This window comes from Sodalis sp. RH16 (genome assembly GCF_047324245.1).
Classification (GTDB): domain Bacteria; phylum Pseudomonadota; class Gammaproteobacteria; order Enterobacterales; family Enterobacteriaceae; genus Acerihabitans; species Acerihabitans ligni.
This window is the reverse complement of record NZ_CP178737.1, coordinates 3535647-3560230: the sequence shown is the minus strand read 5'-3', so window position 1 is coordinate 3560230 and position 24584 is coordinate 3535647. Positions and strand designations below refer to the sequence as shown.

Below are 24584 nucleotides of genomic sequence, written 5' to 3'. Positions count from 1 at the left end.
ATGCGTACTTTACTTAATTTGCTCAATTTTATCTTAGGTGGTTTTTTTACCACCCTGGGGTGGCTGCTGGCCACTGTCGTAAGCCTGATACTCATCATCACCTGGCCCTTCACCCGTTCATGCTGGGAGATAACCAAATACTCACTGGTACCCTTTGGCAATACCACCGTTCATGTGGACATACTCTATCCTGAGAACCGCAATGTGGTCTTGTCATCCGGCGGCACGCTATTGAATCTGTTGTGGCTGGTGCTCTTCGGCTGGTGGCTGTGTCTATCGCATATCGTCACGGGCATCGGCCAATGCCTGACCATTATCGGTATTCCGCCGGGCATCGCTCATTTCAAACTGGCGGCCATCGCCCTCTGGCCGGTGGGCCAGCGGGTGGTACCGGTGGAGCTGGCTGAAGAATTGCATATCAATCCCGACCGACGCCGCTATCGTTAACGCCAATATAAGGACATGCAGTGGGAAGTGTAGCACCCGGATTTCGCCGCCTGGCTTTTGATAGCCGCTGGCGCTATAACGTACGGATTTTTATCGCCTTGGCCGGCGCGGCGCTTTTGCCCTGGTGGTTCAATATGGCAACCCTCACCATACCGTTGACGCTGGGGGTGGTGGCCGCGGCGTTAACGGATTTGGACGATCGGCTGAGCGGCAGATTGCGCAATTTGCTGATCACCTTGGTGAGTTTTTTCATTGCCGCGGTATCCATCGAACTGCTGTTTCCTTACCCATGGCTGTTCGGCATCGGCCTGGCGGTATCCACCTGCGGTTTCATTTTGCTGGGAGCGCTGGGCCAGCGATACGCCACCATCGCTTTCGGCGCACTGCTGATAGCGGTATATACCATGCTGGGCGCCGCCATGTACCAAACCTGGTATCTGCAGCCGGCGCTGCTGCTGGCGGGGGCTATCTGGTACAACGTGCTTACCCTGCTGGGTCATATGCTTTTTCCCATCCGTCCGCTGCAGGATAACCTTGCCCATGGTTACCACGCTCTGGCCCGTTACCTCGACGCCAAGGCCAATCTGTTCGATCCGGATCTGGAGGATGCCGATGACCGCGCCCTGATTGAAGTCGCCATGGCAAACAGCGACGTCGTGGAGGCGATGAACCAGATCAAGTCGTCGTTATTGACCCGTTTGCGCGGCGATCGCGGGCAACGCGGCACCCGACGCGCGCTGCATTATTATTTTGTCGCGCAGGATATTCACGAACGGGCCAGCTCATCCCATGTGCAGTACCAGCAACTTAGGGAACAACTGCGCTACAGCGATGTGCTGTTTCGTTTCCAGCGGCTGCTGGCTATGCAGGCCCGCGCCTGCGACACCCTTTCACAATCTATTTTGTTGCATCAGAAATATGAGCATGACCAGCGTTTCGAGCGCGCCTTCAGCCATCTGGACGCGGCAATCGATCGCGGGGCCGGGCCGGGGCAGGTCAAGGGGCTTAAAAATCTGCTGAATAATCTGCGCGCCATCGACGCTCAATTGGCCACCATCGAATCTGAACAGGCGATAGCCCGCAATAACCCGGAAGAAAATAATCTCGCGGACGATAAGCTGACCGGGTTCAGCGATATCCGATCGCGTATCGGCAGCCATCTCAGTCCGGAATCGGCGCTGTTCCGCCATGCGGTGCGAATGTCCCTGGTACTGTGCGTCGGTTACGCGTTTATCCAGCTAAGCGGACTGCATTATGGCTACTGGATTATGCTCACCAGCCTGTTTGTCTGCCAGCCCAACTACCAGGCCACCAGAAGACGGTTGGCGCTGAGGATTATCGGCACCCTCGGCGGCATCCTGCTGAGCCTGCCCATCCTCTATTTTGTTCCTTCAACCGAAGGGCAACTGGTCCTCATCGTGCTCAGCGGCACGTTATTCTTTGCCTTTCGCAACAGGCAGTACGCCCAGGCCACCATGTTTATTACCCTGCTGGTGATGCTATGCTTCAATTTGCTGGGGGAAGGGTTCGACGTGGCGCTGCCCAGGGTATTCGATACCTTTGTCGGCTGCGCCATAGCCTGGGCGGCGGTGAGTTTTATCTGGCCGGACTGGCGTTTTCGCCGTCTGCCCGCGGTAATGAATAACAGTCTTTTCGCCAATTGCCGTTATCTGGATGCCATCCTGGTGCAGTACCATCAGGGCAAGGATAATCGCCTGGACTACCGGATTGCCCGGCGAGACGCCCATAACAAGGACGCCGAGCTGGCCTCGGTGGTGTCAAATATGGCGGCGGAATCCAGAACGCCCGGTGCGGTGATGGACCTGGCGTTCCGGCTGCTTTGTCTGAATCATACCTTCCTGAGCTATATTTCCACCCTGGGAGCCCATCGCGAAAAAATGTCCTCGGCGGCGCTGCTGAAGGTGCTGGACGATGCCGCTTGTTATGTGGACGACGCCTTGCAATATCAGGATAAATTGTCCCTGCGGGTGAATCAGGAACGGGATCAATTGATTGATCGCATCCAGCATATCGCGCCGGAGCCGGAAGCCAGGGAACAGCTGGTACTACAGCAAATCGGCCTGTTGCTTGAACTGTTGCCTGAACTGATAGCGCGCAAACAGGATGTTGAAACCCGATTCAAACCGGCTTAGCTGCCGTCGCCGGAACGGCGGCGGACGGCGGCGCTAGCGGCAGGATTGCCGCTCAAACCATTCAAGCAATTCACTGCGCTGCATCGGGGGCAATGCGGCTGAGTGGTGGCCGGACAATGCGCCCTCCAGGGCGAACAGCACCTTGACGCTCAGGTTTTGTTTAATTGCGCGCAGTTTCAGGTAGCTGCTCTTGGCGCCATAGCAGCGCAGGGATTCGATATCCTGTATGCCGGCTTTCCATAACAGCCGCTCGATACCCTGGCCGATATTGGGCAAATCCTTCAGCCTGGGGCTGGAGGTTTTTTCACGCCGATCGTGTTTTGACTCATCAAGGGACTGGGCGGCCAGGACCAGCAGTCGATCGCCCTTTAGCCACAGCTCTTCGTTCACATGATAATAATTCAACGATACCGGAACGCCCCGTTTGGTATAGATGAGTTTTTGCATGCCTTCGGCGAGATAAACGTGTTCGCTTTGCCGGGTGCCGCGAAGATAAAGCTCGCCATCCAGTATCAGCCCGAACATCACCTTATCGGCGCAGATACTGTAGCCGCCGAATTGCGATCGGGTGGTGATAACGCCCAGCGGCGAGAAGAAAGGTACTGCCTGTGAAATCCGCTGTTTATATGCCGTTTCCATCAAATGCTCCGTGTTATTGTGTTGAGAGTCCCTACTCTTTATTCGTGCAACTACTTAAAAATACAGTATTTTCCATGTGGTTTTCAACTTAATCTGCCGCAGGCGCCCTGTCAGGAGGATTTTTGCGAGGCTGCTTAAAATTCCGGTTGATTTTCATCCCGAACCCGGATACTGTATTTATATACAGTTAACCAGGGGCGTACATTCCATGCACACTCAACTTCAAGCCGCACGTCATTTCGGCCAAACGATCCAGGAGGAAAACGTATCGGAGGATTCCTCGCTCTCCATGGCCAAAGGTATTATCAGCGAAGTGGTTTATTTTGAAGATCAGCCCATGGTGGGACATATCCTCCTGCCGTTGCTGCGGCAATTGGGAACCCAGTCACGCTGGCTGCTGTGGCTGACCTCGTCACGCAAATTGAGCCGCCCCTGGCTGATGCAGTCGGGCCTGCCGCTGGAAAAAATGGTGCAATTGCGTCAACCTACGGCTTTCGATACCGTTGCGGCGATGGAGAAAGCATTATTGACGGGAAATTACAGCGTAATCCTGGGCTGGTTTCCTGAAGAATTGACGGACAATGAGAAGCGTCGACTGCGCGATGCCGCGCAACAAGGGGGGTCTTACGGGTTCATTATGTATCCTCAAAACGAGACTAACCGGTCCTCTGGACAGTTTTCAGGGCTAAAAATTCATTCTTCGCGCTATCATTGACTCATTTTAAGATTTATCTCAATAAGGGTGTCAGCACGGAAGACAAAATCCCTTTAAATTTGCCTCACTCCAGTATATATGCGGGTCGCCAGCCATTCCAGTGCCGTGAGCGGCTATCACTTTGTCACGATTTCGGTCAATGAAACATACACGAAACGCTGTTTTTTATTAGCGGCTTACTACATCTTACTTGTAAGTTTCCCACTTCGTTGTAGACTTTAATTCGCCAGGGTTGCTCTATAACGCCTGTTGAATGGCGATGTTTAAACGCGGAGCACTGACTCTGGCAATGGATTTTTTAAATTAGCTTTAAGAGCTCATTGCCTATTTGGATGATAACGAGGCGCAAAGAATGAAAAAGACAGCTATCGCACTTGCAGTGGCATTGGCGGGTTTCGCAACCGTAGCGCAAGCCGCTCCCCAAGATAACACCTGGTACACCGGTGGTAAATTGGGCTGGTCCTCTTACCATGATACCGGTTTTTACGGTAATGGTTATGATAACCGTATCGGCAATGGTCCTACCCGTAACGAACAGTTAGGTGCCGGTGCTTTTCTCGGTTATCAGGCAAATCCGTATTTAGGGTTTGAACTGGGCTATGACTGGCTAGGCCGCATGGCTTACAAAGGCAGCGTGGACAACGGTGCGTTTAAGGCCCAAGGTATTTCGCTGGCAGCTAAACTCAGCTATCCGCTTACCGACGATTTGGATATTTACACCCGTTTGGGTGGCATGGTTTGGCGTGCTGATTCGAAAGCCAACTACGACAACGGTTCTGCCGGTCGCCTGAGCGATCACGATACCGGTGTTTCCCCGTTGGCCGCTATTGGTCTTGAATACGCTATCACCCAGGACTGGGCAACCCGTCTTGATTACCAGTGGGTCAACAATATCGGCGATGCCAGCACTGTCGGCGCGCGTCCTGATAATGGCTTGCTGAGCGTGGGCGTTTCTTACCGCTTCGGTCAGGGTACTCCGGCTCCGGTCGTGACTCCTGCGGCCCCGGCTCCGGCCCCGGTTGTACAAACCAAGCATTTCACACTGCGTTCAGACGTACTGTTTAACTTCAACAAGTCCACTCTGAAGCCGGAAGGTCAACAGGCCCTGGATCAACTGTATTCCCAGTTGAGCTCCTTGGATCCGAAAGACGGTTCCGTTGTAGTCCTGGGCTATACCGACCGTATCGGTTCAGAACAGTATAACCTGAAACTTTCTCAGGCTCGTGCGCAAAGCGTCGTGACTTACCTGATTTCCAAGGGTATCCCGTCCGACAAGATTTCCGCTCGCGGCATGGGTAAATCGAATCCTGTCACCGGCAACACCTGTGATAACGTGAAGGGCCGTGCTGCTTTGATTACTTGCCTGGCACCGGATCGTCGCGTAGAGATCGAAGTGAAGGGCTACAAAGAAGTGGTTACACAGCCGCAATCTTAAGTTCTTATGAAATTGCAAAAACCCCGCCATGGCGGGGTTTTTTTTTATACTGTAATTGCCTGCCGATACCGTTTCGCCGCCCTGCTCAAAGGCATCGGGCTTGAACTGCGGCGGCTTAGCGATCCTCGCCGAGGATAGCTTTCAAATCCTGTTTCAAAGAGGACATCTGGGTTGCGTATTTTTCTTTACGCTCGGCGTCTTCAAGCAGGTTTACTATGGTCTCCGACAGGGTATTGCCCCGCCGCTGCGCCAAAGCAGCCAGACGCTGCCAAACCAGATATTCAAGGTCAATGGATTTCTTGCGGGTATGCTGGTGTTCAGCGTTGAAGTGCCGCTTGCGGCGTGCCCGGATGGTTTGTTTCATCCGGTTTTCAAGAGCCGGATTCATATTCTCACGAATCCAGAGAAGAATATTGTCGGCTTGATGCTCGAAAAGCATCAGCGCTTCCACCGCTTCCTCCGCGGCGCTGTTTTCTTCATGCCGCGTAATGCGCTCGCCTTCACGGTGTTTTTTAACAAGATACGTCCACTTCCACCCGCTTTCCAGATTTTCGAGTTGCTGATATTTCATGGTACATGCACCCGTGACCGTGTAACGTTAGCTAGATAATAACAGTTTCCCCGCCTAATTCCCCTACGAACGTCATATTTTGACTGATTTTCAGACAAGTTAAACCCGGATCGCCTCAGAATATTCGTTCATTGAAAGATGCATGAAGCTCGTAGAGTGAAATTCTTGTATAATCACCGTTTCCCTGAATAGCGACGTTACCGAATACTTTGACCATTAAACAATTAGAATGGAAATATTTAGTTCCAGATCTTACGCCTTTTACGGCGGTATTTGCCCAGCCCTACCAGCCCTTGTCTGCACCCCTGGAATCGTTGCAGATGCGTTTGATGGACGGCCTTATTCAGTTCTGCCACCCTATGACGCCCAGCCGTTTTATGTTGCTGACCGCGCAGGAGGGCGAGGAGTATTTGCGGCTCATTTCCCGCATGGTGGACAATGCCCTGCCCGAGGATAAGCCTCTGGCGGGCAGTCGTTATATCATCGCGGGCAATGAAATAAAAATTCAAGCCGCCGTTGAGCCGGGGGATAATTTTGCCGGACGCGGCAAATGTATTTACCAGCCCTGGATTGAGAACGAGCAGCTGTTCGGCTGTGTCAGGAATTACCGCGACGTCATCGATTTGCAACCGGGTAAAATACACGAAGCCAATGGCGGAGTGCTGATGCTGGGCGCAAGCGCCCTGGTGAGCCAGCCGCTGATGTGGCTGCGTCTTAAACAGATGATTTTGCAGCAGCGTTTTGACTGGCTGGCGCTGGATGAAACCCGCCCGCTGCCGGTTTCGATCCCGTCGATGCCGCTGGACCTGCGGTTGATAGTCATCGGCGATCGTGAATCGCTGGCGGATTTGAACGATCTGGAACCCGGTTTGACCAAGCTGGCGCTGTATGGCGAGTTCGAGTCGGAGCTGAAGGTCACCCAAACGGAAGACATGCAAAACTGGTGCGATTATGTAAACAGTTTATTGCAAGCACAATCGATGCCGCCCCTGGCCGCGGAAGCCTGGCCGGAGTTGATCCGGCAGGCGGTTCGCTATAGCGGCGATCAGTATCAGCTGCCTTTGTGCCCTCAATGGCTGACCCGGCGCATCAGGGAGGCGGCCCAGTACGCCGAGCAGGATGTCATTAATGCCCAGGCGCTGTCCGACAGCAATCGTACCCGTATCTGGCGTGAAAGCTACCTGACAGAGCGCATGCAGGATGAGATTGCCGAAGGGCAGATCATGGTGGAAACCGACGGCGCGATGATAGGCCAGGTGAATGCATTGTCGGTCATGGATTTCCCCGGTCACCCCTTGCCGTTCGGTGAGCCGTCGCGTATCAGCTGCGTGGTGCATTTGGGCGACGGGGAAGTTAACGATGTGGAACGTAAAGCTGAACTGGGCGGAAATCTTCATGCTAAGGGCATGATGATCATGCAGGCATTTCTCATGGCGTCGCTGGAGCTGGATCAACAGCTGCCCTTCTCCGCGTCGCTGGTGTTTGAGCAGTCCTATGGTGAAGTGGATGGCGACAGCGCTTCGCTGGCGGAACTCAGCGCGTTGATAAGCGCCCTGTCCGGCAAGCCTATCGTGCAGCGGATCGCGGTTACCGGGTCGGTGGATCAATTCGGCCGGGTGCAGCCCATCGGCGGCGTCAACGAAAAGGTCGAAGGCTTTTTCGCCCTGTGCCGGAACCGCGGGCTCGATGGAACCCAGGGCGTGATTATGCCCGCCGCCAATGTGCGCCATTTATGCCTGCATGAAGAGTTGGTCGACGCGGTACGGGATGAACAATTCCATATCTGGCCGGTGGAGACTATTGATGAGGCGTTGGAATTGCTGACCGGGATACCTTACGATCACGAGCAGAAACCCAATTTGATTGCTTCAATACGCGAGCGTATCGCTTATATCAATCAGCACGAACGCCTACGCTTACCTTGGGGATTCCGCTGGCTGAACTGGTTTAACCAGAGTTAGCCGGGGTTGTGCCGGGTAAAACGGTGAGTTAACGTGCGTGATTCATTAATAAAGGTTTGAATAAACATGGTAGATAAACGCGAATCCTATACTAGAGAAGACCTGCTTGCCTCGAGTCGCGGAGAACTGTTCGGTAAAGAGGGCCCGCAGCTGCCCGCGCCGAATATGCTAATGATGGATCGGGTGGTTAAAATGACCGAAGACGGCGGTAGCCATAATAAGGGCTATGTGGAAGCCGAATTGGACATTCATCCGGATATGTGGTTTTTCGGTTGCCATTTTATCGGCGATCCGGTGATGCCGGGCTGCCTGGGATTAGATGCCATGTGGCAACTGGTGGGCTTCTATCTCGGCTGGCTTGGCGCAGAGGGCAAGGGCCGGGCGCTGGGTGTGGGTGAAGTGAAATTTACCGGACAAATCCTGCCTACGGCAAAAAAAGTGACCTATCGCATCCATTTCCGCCGCGTGGTAAACCGCCGTTTGGTGATGGGCCTGGCGGATGGCGAAGTGCTGTGCGACGGACATGTCATCTATACCGCCAGCGATCTGAAAGTCGGACTGTTCAAAGACACCACGTCATTTTGATACCCCTGAAATGAAACCTCCGCTGAATGCGGAGGTCAATCCCTTTGCTGACAGATCGATCATACTGTTACCGATCTATCCTCCATGGCCTTTCGCCAACCTCCCAACCAGTGAGACCGTGCATCCAGAGATTGATATGGACATAACTCGCTGGATCGTCCGGATAATCCTGCCTGATAACCACGCGAATGTGCACGTTCGAGGCGATCTCGTTTTTGTCTCTTCATGCCATGTTTTCCTCATCTTGTCTGGTGGAAAGAAAATGGTAAGAAAACGGTAACCACTGGGTGGTGATTACACTTTATCTTTAGCGATAAATCGGCTCGAGATCAATGCAACATTTCACATAAACGTCATGACAATTAGGCATAATGACGATATTTTTTGTCCGCCAAGCGAGGCGGCCGTCAGGGTAAACCACTGATTACCCACTAAAGCACCGCCCTTTTCACCCCATTTCCACGGGGCGCGGCAACGGTGCCGGCGCTTTAGAACGATTCGTTATTACCGCAAAGCGGATATTTGCTTTGCGATATTTTGACACACCTGTTGCCACCCTTGCCCCAGGGTCCTGACCAGGGCGTCATAGCCGTCCTGATCCTGTTTCAAGACCACATTGATGGGGAACCGGCTCACCGTGCCGTTATGGGTAAGCCGCCATTCGCCGCGGATAACCACTTTGCCGTCGTAACGGCCATGAAAGCCGGTGATATCCACTTCCAATTGATCCTGCTCACCGGAAATCTGACTGGCGGAGACCAGCGTGCCGGGCAAGGCATTGCTCAAATTAGCCACCATGGCTTGCTGCAACTGTTGCTGCAAGGGGCTGGCCCAGAGATTATTGCCGGCGGTAACATACTGAACGTCGCTGGTTTGGTAGACCACGCCGTTGCCCGCCAGGAAATCCGACAGGTTGATCCGTGAAAGCCACAGATGGCCTGTAGCCGTGCGGGATGACGACTGGAGGGGCTGGGCATCCGCCGCTGCCGGCAACTGATAATAGCGTTTGTCGCTGGCGCCGCTACAGGCCACCAGCAGCATCAGCGCCGCCAATAGAATACCTTTTCTCATTTTTTAGCCCTCTTAGGCGTTGGGTCGTTACCTTTATCGGCCCCGAAGACCAAGGCGTTGCTTTTATTGTCCAGCGTACGCAGCACCGGCTGCAGCTCACGCAGCACCTGATCCAGGCGCTGCATATTATCCACCATCTTGTTATAGGCCGGGGAACCGGGCTGGAAGCCCTTCATGCTGGTATTCAGCTCACGCAGCGTCTGCTGCATATCCTGCGGCAGCTGCTGCATCGCCGGGCTTTGGGTCAGGGTATTGACCGATTTCAACGTTTGCTGCAGTTCACGCAGTGTGGACTGGCTTTGCGCCAGGGTTTTGGTTGCCTCGTTTATCATGGGATTGAGGGGGAGGCCGTTGATTTTATCCAGGGTGGTCATCAGTTTTTGCTGAATTTGCGCTAATCCGGCGCTCGTGGTGGGTAAAACCGGATAGCCTTCAACTTCCTTAGGCCCTACCCAGGATTTCGACTGTGGATAAAAATCCAGATCCACGTAGAGCGAGCCGGTGAGCAGATTGGCGCTTTTGAGCGCGGCGCGCAAACCGCGCCCTTCCGCCTGCATCAGCCGGGCGTTGATATCAAAGCTCGCCCCCAGCTTGCTGGCGAACCGTTCCGGCTCGATGCGGATCATCACCGGCACCAGATAGTTGTCATTGATGGTCTGATTAACCGCGGTGGTGAAAAACGGCACTTGGGCTACGGTGCCCAAACGCAGGCCGCGGAATTCAACCGGCGCCCCCGGCTGCAGCCCGCGAATGGAATCGCTGAAGAACAGCACGTAGTCTTTATGTATGGTGTATAACGAATCCGCAATGGAGTTTTTGTTATCAAATAACTGGTACGCCTGATATTCGTGGGCTTTTTCGCCCAGCTCCCAGCCGGTGGGCACATCAAAACTGACGCCGCCGCTGAACAGCGTCGTCAGGGAGCCCATTTCCACCCGCATGCCCTGCGCCGACATATCAAACGTCACGCCGCTGTCTTTCCAGAAACGGACATTATTCGTCACCAGGCTGTCGTAGGGCGCATCGATAAACAGCTGATAGCGCATCTTGCGGCTTTGGGGATCAAAATAACTGGTTTGCACCGTGCCGACGCGAAAACCGCGGAACAGTACCGGATCGCCGGCATTTAGCTGTCCGGATTGCTGGCTGTCCAATTCCACCCGAATGCCTTTGGCATCCGGCGAGGCCAGCGGCGGAGCATCCAGCAGGGTGAAGGTTGTGGCATTCTCCGTGCCGTTGCCGGGCTGCAACTGGATATAGGCTCCTGATAACAACGTCCCCAGCCCCGAAACCCCTTCCCGCCCGATTTGGGGTTTAACCACCCAGAAAGCGGAGTCGCGGCGCAGCAGCTTTTCCATGCCGTTGTTAATGCGCGCTTTGATTTCAACCTGCTGCAGATTATCGCTCAGCACCACGCTCTCCACGATGCCCACGTCCACGCTGCGGCTTTTGATGGCGGTTTTTCCGGCTTCAATGCCTTCGGCGCTGGTGGTGACAAGCGTGATGACCTTACCTTGATGACTGAAATGGTAATAAAGGATCCAGGCACCGATAAGGATGGTCACAATGGGGATAATCCACACCGGCGACCATCGTTTGATTTTTTCGATATCGGCGACGTTATAATTATTTTCAGTCAACGGTAGACTCCTTTTGCATGTTTTTCTCCACACGGTCCCAAAGCAGACGCGGATCGAAGGTATGGGCGGCCACCATGGTAATCATCACCACCATGGCAAACAGCACGACCCCGATACCCGGCCTGATACTCATCAACTGGCCCATTCTCACCAGGCCCGACAGTACCGCTATGACAAAGACGTCAATCATTGACCAGCGTCCGACAAACTCAACCATTTCGTAAATCGTATGCATCCGCTCGCTATCGGCCTTGCCTTTTCCCTGGGTTTCCCAGCATAGCCAGCAAAGCGCAATCATTTTCAGTACCGGCACCATGATGCTGGCGATGAAAATCACCAGCGCCACCGGATAGGAACCGTCGTCCCACAGCAATATGACCCCGGCGATAATCGTGGAATTCAGCCGACTGCCTAAGCCTTCGGTTATCATAATGGGCAGAATATTGGCGGGAATATAGAGCAGCAGCGAGGTTATCAGTAGCGCCATGGTCCACTGCAGGCTGTGGCGCCGGCGCGGACGGCCGCGGGTACGGCAGCGCGGGCACACAGGCAGTCCGGCCGGAAGAATGAGCGTGCAGCAAGGACAGGCGCGGATATTCTGCGAAAGGCCGCTGGTGCCGATTTTAAAGGCGGTGACCGGCGAATCCATCGGCATGATATTGTCCCATAACCATCGCCGGTCGATGCATTGAAATGCCCGCTGCTGCAGGATGCAGAATAAACAGAACGGCAAAAAGCTGAGCCCGACGCCGATATCGCCATAGGCCATCAGCTTGACGAAGCTCACCAGTACCCCCGCCAGGAAAATTTCCGCCATGCCCCAGGCGCGCAGCGCAAAAAGCGTTTTCGCCAAAAATGCCCGCGTCCTGAATGACATATGGACCTGCAGGCATAATAAAATAATGCTTGCCATGCACAGGGCGGGGATAACCTGGACAAAAAGCAGGAACAAAAAAGCCAGGAAGGAGAAGTGATCCACCACCATGACCTGGGGAATGACCGGCAGGGAGATCTGGTTGCCGAGGCCTGAGACTTTCATGTTCACAAACGGAAACAGGTTAGCCAGTAGCAGCATAATCAAGGCGCTGATGGCAAATACCACCGGTTGCAGCCGGGGATTGTCCCAGCGGCTCATCAGTGTATTTTTACAGCGCGGGCAGATGCCCTTCTGCCCATCCTTCAGGACGGGCAGCGTAGTCAATAAATCACAGTGCGGGCAAAGTACGTATCGCGTTTTATGAACGGCAGAACACATGCATACCCCTTGGATGGCTTGTTCGATTTCACTCCCGGCTCGCGGCGCTTACTCCTTGCTGTTTTTCAGCGCCTCGAGTTCTTCCCAGCGGGCAAATGCCTGCTCCTGCGCCTGTTCAGCGGCGGCCATGGCGGCCAGTACCGCCTGGGTCGTTTCATGGGATTGGCTGAAAAAATCCGGACTGGCTATTTGTGCCTGCAAATCGCTCACTTCCTGTTCCAAACGCTCGATGTGCTGCGGCAACGCCTCAAGTTCGCGCTGCAGGTTGTAACTTAACTTGCTTACGCGTTTCGGCCCCTGGTTTTTCGGGGCCGAGGCCTGGGTTTTCTCCACCGCCGGCGCCGGAGCCGTACGCAGCGCGCGCCGGTTGCGGCGCTGTTCCTGCGCGTCGAAATAGCCGCCGACATAGCTGCTTATCACGCCGTCGCCTTCGAAAATCCAGCACTCGGTGACCGAATTGTCCACGAACTGCCTGTCATGGCTCACCAGTAAAACGGTGCCCTGATAGCCGTCAATCATTTCTTCCAGCAGTTCAAGGGTTTCCACATCCAGGTCATTGGTAGGTTCATCAAGAATCAGCAGATTGCTGGGGTTCAAAAAGAGTTTAGCCAGTAATAAGCGGTTACGCTCCCCCCCGGACAAGGCTTTTACCGGGGTCATCGCGCGTTTCGGATGAAAGAGGAAGTCCTGCAGGTAGCCCAGCACGTGGCGGGAACGGCCGTTAACCATCACTTCCTGTTTGCCTTCCGCCAGATTGTCCATGACCGTGCGTTCGGGATCCAGCTCGGCGCGATGCTGGTCGAAATAGGCCACTTCAAGCTTGGTGCCGCGCTGGATACGACCGCTGTCGGCTTCCAGCTGACCGAGCATCAGCTTGAGCAAGGTGGTTTTGCCGCAGCCGTTCGGACCGATCAGGGCAATCTTGTCCCCCCGCAATACCTGGGTGCTGAAATGACTGATCAGGACTTTATCCTGCAGCCGGTAGCTGACATCTTCCAGCTCGAAGATGATCTTACCGGAGCGGTTGGCTTCTTCCACCTGCATCTTCGCGGTGCCCTGCACTTCCCGCCGCTCGTTCCTCTCCTGACGCAAGGCCTTGAGCGCCCTGACGCGGCCTTCGTTGCGGGTACGGCGTGCCTTGATGCCCTGACGGATCCAGACCTCTTCCTGCGCCAGTTTGCGGTCGAATTCAGCATTCTGCAGTTCCTGCACCCGCAGCTCTTCCTCTTTTCCCGCCAGATACTTATCGTAGTTGCCCGGCCATGACACCAGCTTGCCGCGGTCCAGATCGACAATGCGCGTCGCCATGCTGCGAATAAAGGAACGGTCATGGGAGATGAAGATAATGCTGCCGGTGAAACTTTTCAGAAAGGTTTCCAGCCAATCGATGGTTTCGATATCCAGATGGTTGGTGGGCTCATCCAGCAGCAGGATTTGCGGATCGCACACCAGGGCCCTGCCCAGCGCCGCTTTACGCAGCCAGCCCCCGGAGAGCGCCGATAATTCGGTATCGGCGACCAGGCCCAGCTGTTCGAGCACCTCGGTGATGCGTTTGTCCAGATGCCACAGATTCTGATGATCCAGCATCTCTTGCAGCCGGCCCATCTCCATTAGATTTTTGTCGCTGGGATCCTGCTCCACCAGATGGGAAATGGTGTGATAGGCTTTGAGAATTTCCGCCTGTGCCTGCACCCCTTCGGCCACGAAATCATACACGGTGCCGGTGACATTGCGCGGCGGATCCTGTTGCAAGCGGGCAACCACCGTATCCTGTTCGAAAATAAGCTGTCCGTCGTCCAGCGGCACTTCGCGGCTGAGGATTTTCAGCAGGGTGGACTTGCCGGCGCCGTTGCGCCCCACCAGGCAGACACGTTCGTTGCGTTCAATATGAAGCTCGGTATTATCCAGCAGCGGTGCGTCGCTAAAGGACAACCAGGCGCCGGAAAGACTGATTAATGACATGGCGTTTATTGATCCCGATCGGCATGGCTTATCAGCCAGCAATTATGTATATGGCGATTCCGGGCAAAGTCCGGCGAACGCGTACGCTCGGTAATGGACTCCGCGGCCAGACCCAAAGCCTGTAAGCCCTCGGTATCCAATTGGAAACCGCGTTTGTTGTTGGAAAACATTATCGTACCGCCCGGCCTGAGCAATCTTTTCAGATCCTGCATCAGCAGCAGGTGGTCACGTTGCACGTCGAAGCTCTCCGACATGCGTTTTGAGTTGGAAAATGTCGGCGGATCGATAAAGATCACATCGAAGCTTTCCTGGGAAAGTTGCAGCCAGGAAAGACAATCCGCCTGGATAAGACGATGCTGCTTGCCCGTGAGGCCGTTGCCGCGCAGATTTTTCTCCGCCCACTCCAGATAGGTGCGGGACATATCCACCGAGGTGGTGCTGCGGGCGCCGCCGATACCGGCATGGACGCTGGCGGTGCCGGTGTAGGCGAACAGGTTGAGGAAATCCTTGCCGCGGCACATTTCGCCGAGCATTTTACGGGCGATGCGGTGGTCAAGAAAGACGCCGGTATCCAAATAGTCGGTAAGGTTCACCCACAGCCTGGCGTCATATTCATCCACCAGCAAGAACTCGCCTTTTTGCGCCAGCTTCTCATACTGGTTTTTGCCTTTCTGCCGTTCTCGGGCTTTCACCACGAGCTGGCTCGCGGGAATCCCGGTTACCGCAAGGGTAGCGGAGATGGCGTCGTACAACCGCGCCCGCGCGCGCTCCGGGTCGATGGTTTTCGGCGCCACGTACTCCTGAATCACCACCCAGGAACTGTAGCGGTCGATAGCCACGTTGTATTCCGGCAGATCGGCGTCGTACAGCCGATAGCAATCCAGATGCTCGCGGGCGGCCCATTTTTCCAGGCTGCGGATATTTTTACGCAGCCGGTTGGCAAAATCCTCCGCGATACCGCGGGAAGCCATGACGCTTGGGACTTCAGCCAGCAGGTAGTTTTTCTGCTCGCACTCCAGCGGCCCGTTCCTGGCTTTAAACGTCCGCTCGGCGCGTAACTGCAGCGCGCTGAGCAAGGCCGGCGAGGCGCTGAACAGCGAGAGGCGCCAGCCGCCGAAGTGGCTTTTCGCCGCCCGGCCAAGCTGGTTGTACAGGGCGATAAGCGCCGGCTCACTCTCCAGCCGCTCGCCATAGGGCGGATTGCTCACCAGGGTACCCACCGGACCTTCCGGCAGCGGGTTCACCAAATTGGCGACGTCGTTGACCGAAAACGAAATCAGCCCGGCGATACCGGCATGGCGGGCATTGGCGCGGGCCTTCTCAAGCACCCGGCCATCATTGTCCGATCCGAAAAATAACGGGACCGCCTGTGCCAGGCCGAGACGCGCGCGTTCCCGAGCCTCCTCCAGTACCGTCCGCCAGAGGATTTCATCGTGGCCGAGCCAGGCATCGAACCCCCACTGCCGGCGCAGCAGCCCCGGCGCGTGATCGGCCGCCATCAGGGCCGCCTCAATCAGCAACGTACCGGAACCGCACATGGGATCCACCAGCGGCGTACCGATTTGCCAGCCCGAACGCAGGACGATGGCGGCGGCCAAATTCTCTTTCAGCGGCGCCTGCCCGGCGCTGTCGCGATAACCGCGCTGATGCAGTCCCCCGCCGCTGAGCTCCAGCGATACGACGGCGCGATCCCGATGCAGGTAAACCTGTACCCGGATATCAGGCTGCTGTTTGGCCACATCCGGCCGGCGCTGCACCGCGTCGGTGAATTGGTCGACGATGGCGTCTTTGACTTTCAACGTGCCATACTGGCTGTTGCGGATAGCGTCGTTGGTGCCGCTGAAATGCACCGCAAAGCTTTTCTCCACCGGAAAAATCGCCGGCCAGTCAATTTCTTGTACCCCCCTGTAGAGGTCGCTGTCGCTTTTCACTTCAAATTCATTAAGCGGCAATAGAATGCGCGAAGCCAGACGGCTCCAAAGAAGGCTCCGATAAAGCAGCCGGTGGTCTGCGCGAAAATGCACGCCCCCGAGGGCGATTTTGCATTCCAGGGCACCCAGTGCTTCCAGCTCGCTTTTTAACAGTTCTTCCAAACCTTGTGCCGTACTGGCAAAGAGTGCATTCATCATGTCGCTTATCATCTGAAAAGAAATTCGTTGCGCATTATAGCTAATCCCGACCCGTTGTCATAAAGTTGGCCCAACTGAGTCGTCCGGCAGGGAGGCAAAAATGGTAAGTTTATCGCGATTATATATTCATCCGGTTAAATCTATGCGTGGTTTACAACTCTCTTACGCATTGGCCCGCGCTGAAGGACTGGCGGGGGACCGGACGTTCATGCTGACCGAAACCGACGGCACCTTTATTACCGCCCGGCAATATCCGCAAATGGTCCTGTTCACACCGGTGATAGTACAAAACGGGTTGCATATTAGCGCACCGGACGGGCAAAGCGCCATGGCCTGCTATCAGGATTTTACCGCCGACGCGCATCCAACGGAGGTCTGGGGCAATCATTTTACCGCCTATATCGCCCCCGAGGCCATCAATAACTGGCTAAGCGGCTATATAGGCCACCCGGTACAGCTACGCTGGACCGGCGCCCAAAGCCATCGCCGGGTGAAAGCCCATCCCCGCGTTCCGCTGTCGTTTGCCGACGGTTATCCTTACCTCTTGATAAACGAAGCCTCTTTCGGTGATTTACAGCGGCGCTGTCCCGCCGGCATCAAACTTACGCAATTCCGGCCGAACCTGGTGGTGGCCGGAGCCGAGCCCTATGCCGAAGACCGGTGGCGCACCCTCAGGATCGGCGAAGTGCCGTTTGAGGTGGTAAAACCCTGCGGACGCTGTGTATTGACCACCGTCAGCGTCGAACAGGGCCGCAGGCATCCTGCCGCCGAACCGCTGCGCACGTTAAAAAGCTACCGGACCGCCGAGAACGGCGATGTGGACTTCGGCCAGAATCTGTTGGCCCGCGGCAGCGGTATTATCCGGGTGGGCGCCGAGGTGGAGATACTCACCGAACAGACGCCCCGCCGTTACGGGGGCAGCCCGGCGGCGGAAGAAACCGGCGCGGCGCCGGCGGGTGATGAATACAGCGTGACCATTGACTATCGGGGGCAAACCTTCACCGGCAACAATCGGCAAGTTTTACTGGAGCAATTGGAACAGCAGAACATACGCATACCCTATTCCTGCCGGGCCGGTTTGTGCGGCACATGCAAGGTCCGGCTGCTGGCGGGAGAGGTCACCCCTTTGACCGCCAGCGCGATCGGCGAACCGGGCAAGATACTGACCTGCAGCTGCATGCCCAAAACCGATCTCCGCTTGGGATAGGGCCCTTTGGCGCAGGCGGGTTAAACCGCCGCGGCATAGCGGATTTCATCCTGCTGGGGATAAGGCATCAGCCGGTCATGCATGATCTTGATGACATCGCCCAATACCATCTGCCGCGACGCAACGCTCAGCTGCTGCTGCGCCAATACGCACAAACTGGCGTTATCCCCGGCTTCCGCCACCAGCATACGGGCGTATTCGCCGTTTTCCTGCAAGCGCACCAGGACATCATCACCGGTGACCGGCTGCCAGTCCGACGACGTTGACTGCGGCAGGAAATGCCAGCTCTTGGGCATGACGGGCTTAAGGAAGCGTAGCGCCGTCAGCGCGTTGAGAATCAATTCGGCGCGCTGCTCTTCTTTTAACGGCAGCCCGCGGCACTTTTCGGCGAAGGTATAGTACAAGGCGGCGTCATCCACGCAAAAAACCGACTCGCTGAAAGCATCGGGAATCAGCATTTTAGCGCAGAAGCGAGAACGGAATAACATACCGTCGGCGAGATCCAGCATCATCCGATCGTGTTCGGCATCGAAGAACCAACGCCAATTATCGCCGGGTGTGAATTTCATATTTAATCCTTTCACGTCGCAATCGCTTAAGCAATATCTGGTCTTCCTTTGGGGCCTGGAAATAAAATCCACCAAACCATGAACAGCAACCAGATAAAAGATAAACGAGCCTAAGGGATAAATAAACCCCAAAGGCCATTAAATTGCAAAAAAGTGTCAAATATGAGTAAGAATATCTTTAATCAGCTGCGGACCGTGAAAAATGAACCCGGAATATATTTGAATCAGCGATGCGCCCGCGGCTATTTTTTCCCGCGCCGCCACCAAAGAGTCAATGCCGCCCACGCCAATGATGGGTAATTTGCCGTTTAATTCCAGGGACAGACGCCGTATCACCTCCGTGCTGCGTGATTGCAGCGGGCGACCGCTCAAGCCGCCGGCTTGATTGCAATGTTCCAAACCCTGGACCAACTCCCGTCCGGTGGTGGTATTGGTGGCGATCACGCCGTCGATATTATGGCGCACCAGGCTATCGGCCACTTGGCACAGCTCCTCATCCGTCAGGTCGGGGGCTATTTTCACCGCAACGGGGACATATTTGTGGTGATACTGGTTCAATTCGGCCTGTTTATTTTTTATGGCCAGCAATAGTGAGTCCAGCGCCTCGCCGAATTGTAACGTCCGCAACCCGGGAGTGTTGGGTGAAGAAATATTTATCGCGATATATCCCGCGTAGGGATATATTCTTTCCATGCAATAGAGATAATCATCCTTGCCCTGCGCTACCGGCGTGGCTTTATTTTTGCCGATATTAATGCCCAATACGCCGTCATAATGAGATTTTTTAACGTTTTCAACCAGATAGTCAACACCCTTATTGTTAAACCCCATCCGATTAATCAACCCCTCGGCCGCCACCAGACGAAACAGGCGCGGTTTATCATTACCGGGCTGCGGACGCGGCGTCACCGTACCGACTTCGATAAACCCAAATCCCATGGCGCCGAGGGCATCGATGCACTCACCGTCTTTGTCCAGTCCGGCGGCCAGCCCTAGCGGGTTCTTGAAAGTTATGCCCATGCAGCTGACCGTTTTGACGGGTACCGACTGGCGCACCAGCCCCATAAAGGGTGTGCCGGTAATTCGGCGCAGCTGCTGAAAGGTGAATTCATGGGCGCGTTCCGGATCGAGCTGAAATAACGCCTGTTTAACGAGGGGATAAAACATAGGGTCTCCTGATATCCCGGTTGCAACCGGGGCGGTATTATCGGGCATCCCCTGCGGAAAAGAAATTGAACGGAGTAAAAAAAAGCAATTTACCCATACTTGGCTGTGTTGCGGCGTCCTTCGCCTTCTTTTGGTGCGGACAGCCCCATTTTTGCACTGCAAAAGCGCTTTCAGGGCGCCATGCCGGTCCATTGACAAAATAGAAATATGACATTTTCTTGATTTATATCAATAATTTTTTTTGGCATAGTTCCTGCTTAACTCATTATCAACGGCAGCCGTTAAGCGGACGGCGTGCTTTTCATGCAAACAAACAGAACCGGCAAAGATGCCCCACTAGCTCTCTGAGTTAGCGGGGCTTTTTTTTATCCTGACGGAATTGAACGCATTGCCGGGGCCATTGGACGCTGACATCACACGCCGAGTATTTTTAGATAATCCTGGAGTTCTACTATGAGCACTGAACCAATCCCCGTCGCGGCCATTCAGTTTGAGCCAAGGTTATTCCATAAAGAAGAGAATATCCGCCGCCTGCTGGACCTGGCGGAACAGGCCGCACGACAGGGCGCGCGTCTGGTGGTAATGCCGGAAATGGGCACCACCGGCTATTGCTGGCAGGATCGCGAAGAAGTGGCGCCCTATGTTGAATCCGTTCCCGGCGCCACTACCGGCCTTTTTGCCGAACTGGCCCGGCGCTACGATTGTTATCTGGTGATCGGATTACCGGAAGAGGACGCCGTTAACGGGCTTTATTACAATACAGCGGTACTTATCGGTCCTGAAGGGGTCATCGGCAAACATCGAAAAACTCACCCTTATATTTCCGAACCTAAGTGGGCCGCCAACGGCGATCTGGGTCATTCGGTATTCAGTACGCCCATCGGAAATATTGCGCTGCTGATCTGCATGGATATTCATTTTATTGAAACCGCCCGTTTGGCGGGAATCCACGGCGCGGATGTCATCTGCCATATCAGCAATTGGCTGGCCGAGCGTACCCCCGCACCTTACTGGATTAACCGAGCCTATGAGAACGGCTGTTATCTCATCGAGAGCAACCGCTGGGGCCTGGAACGGGGCGTGCAATTCAGCGGCGGCAGCTGCATCATCGAGCCGGACGGCCATATACAGGCTTGGCGCGACTGCGGCGACGGCCTGGTCAGCGGCACCATCAGGCGCGCATCCCGTCCGGGCGCGTTGATCCGGCAGCGCCGGCCGGCGCTGTACAAAGAGCTGATGAACAACAGCTATGCCTGGAACCCGCTGGACTTTTTCCGACTGTATGGCATGCGCCCCCTGCCGGCCGGTAAATGCTCGCGTATTGCCGTCGGTCAATTCGCGCCTGGCGATGACGTGGCCGGCAATCTGGCCGTTATCACCCGTCTGGCCGACCGCGCCAGCCGGCAAGGAGCAGAACTGCTGGTACTGCCCGAGCTGGCGCTGAGCGGTGAATATCGAGGCCCGCAGTCTGCCCTGACGTTGGACGGCGCAGCGGTGCTCGCGCTAATGCGTCTGGCGGTTAGCCACCGTTTAACCCTGGTAGCCGGGCTGGTGGAGGCCTCGCAAGAAGGGGCGTTTTACAACACCGCGCTGGCCGTCGGTCCGCAGGGCGTCATCGGCAGCTATCGCAAGATCCATTTAACCGCCAAAGACGCCGCCTGGGCCGCCGCGGGCAACGAGTGGGTTGCGATAGACCTGCCCTGCGGCCGGGTCGGACTGCTGTTGGGGCACGATCTTAATTTCCCTGAGGCCGGCCGCATACTGGCCCTGCGCGGCTGCGATATCATCGCCTGCCCCGCAGCGCTGAACGCCCCGGCAGCCGGAGCGCATACCGGCACCCGTATCCCGCATAACTACCCCATCGCCACCGGCGCCAGTCCCTATCATTGGCTGCTGCCCAGGGTCCGGGCCGGGGAAAATAATGTGTATCTGGCGTTCGCCAACGCCCAGGATAGCAGCGAGTCGCTGCCGGCGCTGCCCAGCGGTATCTTCGGACCGGACACCTTCCTCTGGCCGCGGCGCGAATCCCTGGTGGTGGGAGCCGGCGACGTGGTCACTGAAGATGTGGACACCCGTAATCTCGACAGTACTTATCCCACCAATGTCGTAAGGCGCAAGGACCTGGTGGCCATGCGCCAAACGCATTTTTATCCGGATTTAATCCGTTGCCAGCCCGGTGAAACCGCATAATAAAAGGAGACGCGATGCTCACTACGGCCATACATCCGCGGCCATACCGCGGCCGGCGGGAGTCACCGATTCCGGTCGGTATTCTTTATTCCGTCTCGGGCCAGTACGGCGTTATTGGACGGGAAATGCTTAACGGCATCCTGTTGGCCATTGAAGAGGTTAACGCCAATCCCGCCTTGCCATTTACCCTGGCGCCGGTGATTTTCGACCCGGCCTGCAACCTGGAAAACTATTATCACTATTGCCATGAATTGCTTTACCGGCACGGCGTCAGGCATATCGTCGGATGTTATACGTCGGCGTCGCGCAAGCAGATCCTGCCGCTGGTTGAGGGGGCCAACGCCCTGCTATGGCATACCGCGCGCTATGAGGGGTTCGAAAGCAGCAATAATGTAATCTACCTCGGCGCGGCGCCCAACCAGCATGTCCTGCCGATGATTCGATACGTCGCTGAGCACTACCAGCCGGATATCTATCATATCGGTTCCGATTATGTCTGGTCCTGGGAAATCGACAGAATCACGGGCGAAACCGTGGAGCCCCTGGGTGGACGCATGATCGCCAGCCGCCTCTTGCCGCTGGGGGAAACCGAGGTTGCGGCGATTATAGAGGATATCATCGTTAAAAAACCGCCGGTGGTGTTGGTTACCCTGGTAGGTATTTCCGCTTACCGCTTTTACCGCGTCTGGCATGACATGGCGGCCGACCACCCTTTTTTGCGCTCACACCCCATCGCGCGGCTTAGCCTGACCCTTTGTGAAGCGGAAGTGAATATGGTCGGCGCCGAAACGGTGGAAGGCTACCTGGTTTCCGCGGTGTATTTCCAATCGATAGATACGCCGGAAAATGCACAGTTCCTGGCGCGCTATCGCCGGCGTTTCGGCGAGGACTGCTCGCCGTCGGTAGATGCCGAGGCGGCATGGATTGGCGGCCATATGCTGGCGAATGCCATTACGCGCTGCGGCAGCGATGATGTGGCGCTGGTTCGCCAGGCGGCCTACGAGGATGTTTTCATGGCTCCCAACGGCGCAACCCGGATCGATGCGGATAACAATCATGCCTGGCTGACGCCCAAACTGGCGCGCTGCGGCGCGGACGGCAAATTCCATATTTTTTGGCAGGCGCCCGAACCGGTAAAGCCCGACCCCTATCTTACCTGGGTCGGAGCGCCCGAACCCGGTGCGAAAAGCTGACGCGATGAGGGATAACGTGAAAAATAACCGATTGGTGGTGCGCGGCTTGCGAATTGCGCTGTTAGGCTGCAACGCGCGTGATGAACAGCATTTATTGCAGCAGTTCCGCCGTCTGGGCATCATGGGCATTCCTTTTACCGAACCCGAACCCGATACTCTGAACGGCGGGCATGACATGGTTATTTTCGACAGCGACAATAATATCTTATTGCGGCAGTTGGAAGCGCAGCCCTGGCCGGAATGCCCGAAAATCGCGTTGCTGGGATCGGAAGCGCCGTCCCGTCTGCTGTGGATTATCAACCAGGATATCGACGGCTATTTGCGTAAACCCATGAAGTCAGAAGGGATATTCTCCACCATCCTGCTGGCGATGAACCAATATCGGCGCAAGCAGGATGATAAAACCACCATCGCAAAGCTGGAGATCCGGGTCAAGTCGCGAAAGTTTTTACTGTCGGCACAAATTTTGTTAATGAACACATTGCAGTGCGACGAACAGCAGTCCTATATTTTATTGCGCCGGTTCGCCACTGAGCGGCAAACAACCGTGGAAGAACTCAGCATTGAATTATTGGCCAGACCCCATGAGTGGTTGCAGAAAATTAAATCCCGCAGCTGTTTTGATCCCTGATAAAAATAACTTAGCGTGTTAATGATTTTTGCCACAGCAGGATGCCATTACAACTAACAAGGATAATTATGCACAAAAGTGGTGATATTTCACAAATAAATTGCACCTGGATGAGTCATATTTTCCCCGGTGCCAAGCGTAAAATTAATTATTTTTAAAACAATCTCATGTTTTATATAGATTTCTGATTAAAAAGCCGTTTTGGCATCCTAATTGCTTAGTTAATAGCAAAGAATGCCGTATGAGCGGCTGATAAGGGTAATGCTTAACGGTATTAAAGATGTGGCCGGAATATAAAATCACCGGCCGCTGAACAGCGCAGAATCGGCAAAGATGCCCCAACGACTCGTTTGAGTCGCTGGGGCTTTTTTTATCGCTTTACGCATAACCGCGACACCATGTTCTTAAAGCACATGCGTAAAAAATAACGTCACAACACAGGAGATCGTAATGAAAGACGTTTTTGAACCTACGACGCCGCCGTCGATTCCCACATTGCGAATCAAGGCCATTCAATCGCTATTAATTGAGAAAGGCTATCTGAAACCGGAAGCCATCGATGAAATCATCGATATCTTCGAGCACCGTTTCGCACCAAAAAACGGCGCCAAGGTTGTGGCAAAAGCCTGGGCGGATCCCGCTTATAAACAGCGGCTGCTCGCCGATGCAACCGCGGCCATTGCCGAACTGGGGTTTACCGGCCTGGAAGGCGCGCACATGTACGTCGCGGAAAACACCGACGCCGTGCACAACATGGTGGTTTGTACCCTGTGCTCATGCTATCCCTGGCCGACACTCGGCCTGCCGCCCACCTGGTACAAAGCGCCGCAGTATCGCTCGCGTGCGGTGATCGAGCCGCGCGCCGTGCTGGCCGAATTCGGGGTAACCCTTGATGATAGCGTCGAGGTCCGGGTCTGGGACAGCAATGCCGAAATCCGCTATCTGGTGCTGCCGCAGCGTCCTGCGGGCAGCGAGGACATGAGCGAAGAACAATTGGCGTCACTGGTGAGCCGTGACTCGATGATCGGAACCGACCTGCTGGCGCCGGTCACCCACCCCTGAAA

General features: G+C 55.3%; 21 protein-coding genes. 11 read left to right on the top strand and 10 right to left on the bottom strand.

Features of this window, described 5'->3' with window-relative positions; all coding sequences use genetic code 11:
- Together ACL2XJ_RS16335 and yccS are read left to right on the top strand one after the other, a co-directional pair.
- Window positions 1-447: a YccF domain-containing protein gene (locus ACL2XJ_RS16335; RefSeq protein WP_203522185.1), complete on the top strand. Its 447-nt coding sequence runs from the start codon at window positions 1-3 to the stop codon at window positions 445-447.
- Window positions 448-467: 20 nt separating this feature from the next.
- Window positions 468-2600: a YccS family putative transporter gene (yccS, locus tag ACL2XJ_RS16330; protein WP_413723818.1), complete on the top strand. Its 2133-nt coding sequence runs from the start codon at window positions 468-470 to the stop codon at window positions 2598-2600.
- Between the two features lie 33 nt (window positions 2601-2633).
- On the opposite strand, the gene ACL2XJ_RS16325 is transcribed toward yccS, so the two are convergent.
- Window positions 2634-3239 (bottom strand): TfoX/Sxy family DNA transformation protein, encoded by a 606-nt coding sequence (locus tag ACL2XJ_RS16325; protein ID WP_413723817.1) that lies wholly within the window; start codon window positions 3237-3239, stop codon window positions 2634-2636.
- 208 nt (window positions 3240-3447) lie between these two features.
- Here ACL2XJ_RS16325 and sulA point away from each other — a divergent pair, with 208 nt between their 5' ends.
- Window positions 3448-3954: an SOS-induced cell division inhibitor SulA gene (gene sulA, locus ACL2XJ_RS16320; protein WP_132922603.1), complete on the top strand. Its 507-nt coding sequence runs from the start codon at window positions 3448-3450 to the stop codon at window positions 3952-3954.
- 352 nt (window positions 3955-4306) lie between these two features.
- Entirely contained in the window at window positions 4307-5389 is a 1083-nt protein-coding gene (ompA, locus tag ACL2XJ_RS16315; RefSeq protein ID WP_132922604.1) for a porin OmpA, read from the top strand.
- 115 nt (window positions 5390-5504) lie between these two features.
- On the opposite strand, the gene matP is transcribed toward ompA, so the two are convergent.
- Window positions 5505-5960 carry a macrodomain Ter protein MatP gene (gene matP / locus ACL2XJ_RS16310; RefSeq protein ID WP_132922605.1) on the bottom strand — a complete coding sequence of 152 codons (456 nt, stop codon included), beginning with the start codon at window positions 5958-5960 and terminating at the stop codon, window positions 5505-5507.
- A 209-nt stretch (window positions 5961-6169) separates the two neighbouring features.
- On the opposite strand from matP, the gene ACL2XJ_RS16305 reads away from it, so the two are divergent.
- Complete coding sequence (locus ACL2XJ_RS16305) at window positions 6170-7921, top strand: AAA family ATPase (RefSeq protein ID WP_413723816.1); 1752 nt, start codon at window positions 6170-6172, stop codon at window positions 7919-7921.
- A 66-nt stretch (window positions 7922-7987) separates the two neighbouring features.
- Window positions 7988-8506, top strand: coding sequence for a bifunctional 3-hydroxydecanoyl-ACP dehydratase/trans-2-decenoyl-ACP isomerase (gene fabA, locus ACL2XJ_RS16300; RefSeq protein WP_132922607.1), 519 nt, complete (start codon window positions 7988-7990; stop codon window positions 8504-8506).
- 59 nt (window positions 8507-8565) lie between these two features.
- Here the strand turns inward: fabA and rmf are convergent, their stop codons facing one another.
- The 6 genes from rmf to rlmKL all read right to left on the bottom strand — a co-directional run bounded on the left by rmf (window position 8566) and on the right by rlmKL (window position 16560).
- On the bottom strand, window positions 8566-8733 hold the full coding sequence (gene rmf / locus ACL2XJ_RS16295) for a ribosome modulation factor (RefSeq protein WP_132922608.1): 168 nt from the start codon (window positions 8731-8733) through the stop codon (window positions 8566-8568).
- A 277-nt stretch (window positions 8734-9010) separates the two neighbouring features.
- A complete protein-coding gene (gene pqiC, locus ACL2XJ_RS16290; protein WP_413723815.1) occupies window positions 9011-9577 on the bottom strand; it encodes a membrane integrity-associated transporter subunit PqiC in 567 nt (188 codons plus the stop codon).
- Window positions 9574-11217, bottom strand: coding sequence for an intermembrane transport protein PqiB (pqiB, locus tag ACL2XJ_RS16285; protein ID WP_203522191.1), 1644 nt, complete (start codon window positions 11215-11217; stop codon window positions 9574-9576). Before pqiB ends, pqiC begins: the two co-directional genes overlap by 4 nt.
- Complete coding sequence (pqiA, locus tag ACL2XJ_RS16280; RefSeq protein ID WP_413723814.1) at window positions 11210-12472, bottom strand: membrane integrity-associated transporter subunit PqiA; 1263 nt, start codon at window positions 12470-12472, stop codon at window positions 11210-11212. Before pqiA ends, pqiB begins: the two co-directional genes overlap by 8 nt.
- A 48-nt stretch (window positions 12473-12520) precedes the next feature.
- The gene (locus ACL2XJ_RS16275) at window positions 12521-14434 is read right to left on the bottom strand and encodes an ABC transporter ATP-binding protein (protein WP_413723813.1); all 1914 of its coding nucleotides are present in this window, start codon (window positions 14432-14434) and stop codon (window positions 12521-12523) included.
- Window positions 14435-14439: 5 nt separating this feature from the next.
- Window positions 14440-16560, bottom strand: coding sequence for a bifunctional 23S rRNA (guanine(2069)-N(7))-methyltransferase RlmK/23S rRNA (guanine(2445)-N(2))-methyltransferase RlmL (gene rlmKL / locus ACL2XJ_RS16270; protein WP_132927823.1), 2121 nt, complete (start codon window positions 16558-16560; stop codon window positions 14440-14442).
- A gap of 103 nt (window positions 16561-16663) precedes the next feature.
- On the opposite strand from rlmKL, the gene ACL2XJ_RS16265 reads away from it, so the two are divergent.
- Window positions 16664-17770, top strand: coding sequence for a YcbX family protein (locus ACL2XJ_RS16265; RefSeq protein ID WP_413723812.1), 1107 nt, complete (start codon window positions 16664-16666; stop codon window positions 17768-17770).
- Between the two features lie 20 nt (window positions 17771-17790).
- On the opposite strand, the gene ACL2XJ_RS16260 is transcribed toward ACL2XJ_RS16265, so the two are convergent.
- Both ACL2XJ_RS16260 and pyrD read right to left on the bottom strand, forming a co-directional pair.
- Entirely contained in the window at window positions 17791-18339 is a 549-nt protein-coding gene (locus ACL2XJ_RS16260; protein WP_413723811.1) for a cell division protein ZapC, read from the bottom strand.
- A 156-nt stretch (window positions 18340-18495) separates the two neighbouring features.
- Window positions 18496-19506, bottom strand: a complete 1011-nt coding sequence (gene pyrD / locus ACL2XJ_RS16255) for a quinone-dependent dihydroorotate dehydrogenase (RefSeq protein WP_413723810.1) — start codon at window positions 19504-19506, stop codon at window positions 18496-18498.
- A gap of 453 nt (window positions 19507-19959) precedes the next feature.
- Between pyrD and ACL2XJ_RS16250 the strand changes: the two genes are divergently transcribed.
- From ACL2XJ_RS16250 to nthA, 4 genes are all read left to right on the top strand, one after another.
- The gene (locus tag ACL2XJ_RS16250) at window positions 19960-21696 is read left to right on the top strand and encodes a nitrilase-related carbon-nitrogen hydrolase (RefSeq protein ID WP_413723809.1); all 1737 of its coding nucleotides are present in this window, start codon (window positions 19960-19962) and stop codon (window positions 21694-21696) included.
- 14 nt (window positions 21697-21710) lie between these two features.
- Window positions 21711-22889, top strand: a complete 1179-nt coding sequence (locus tag ACL2XJ_RS16245) for a transporter substrate-binding domain-containing protein (protein ID WP_413723808.1) — start codon at window positions 21711-21713, stop codon at window positions 22887-22889.
- 16 nt (window positions 22890-22905) lie between these two features.
- Window positions 22906-23520, top strand: coding sequence for an ANTAR domain-containing response regulator (locus ACL2XJ_RS16240; RefSeq protein ID WP_132922618.1), 615 nt, complete (start codon window positions 22906-22908; stop codon window positions 23518-23520).
- Window positions 23521-23970: 450 nt separating this feature from the next.
- A complete protein-coding gene (gene nthA, locus ACL2XJ_RS16235; protein WP_203522199.1) occupies window positions 23971-24582 on the top strand; it encodes a nitrile hydratase subunit alpha in 612 nt (203 codons plus the stop codon).
- Window positions 24583-24584: the final 2 nt, after the last annotated feature.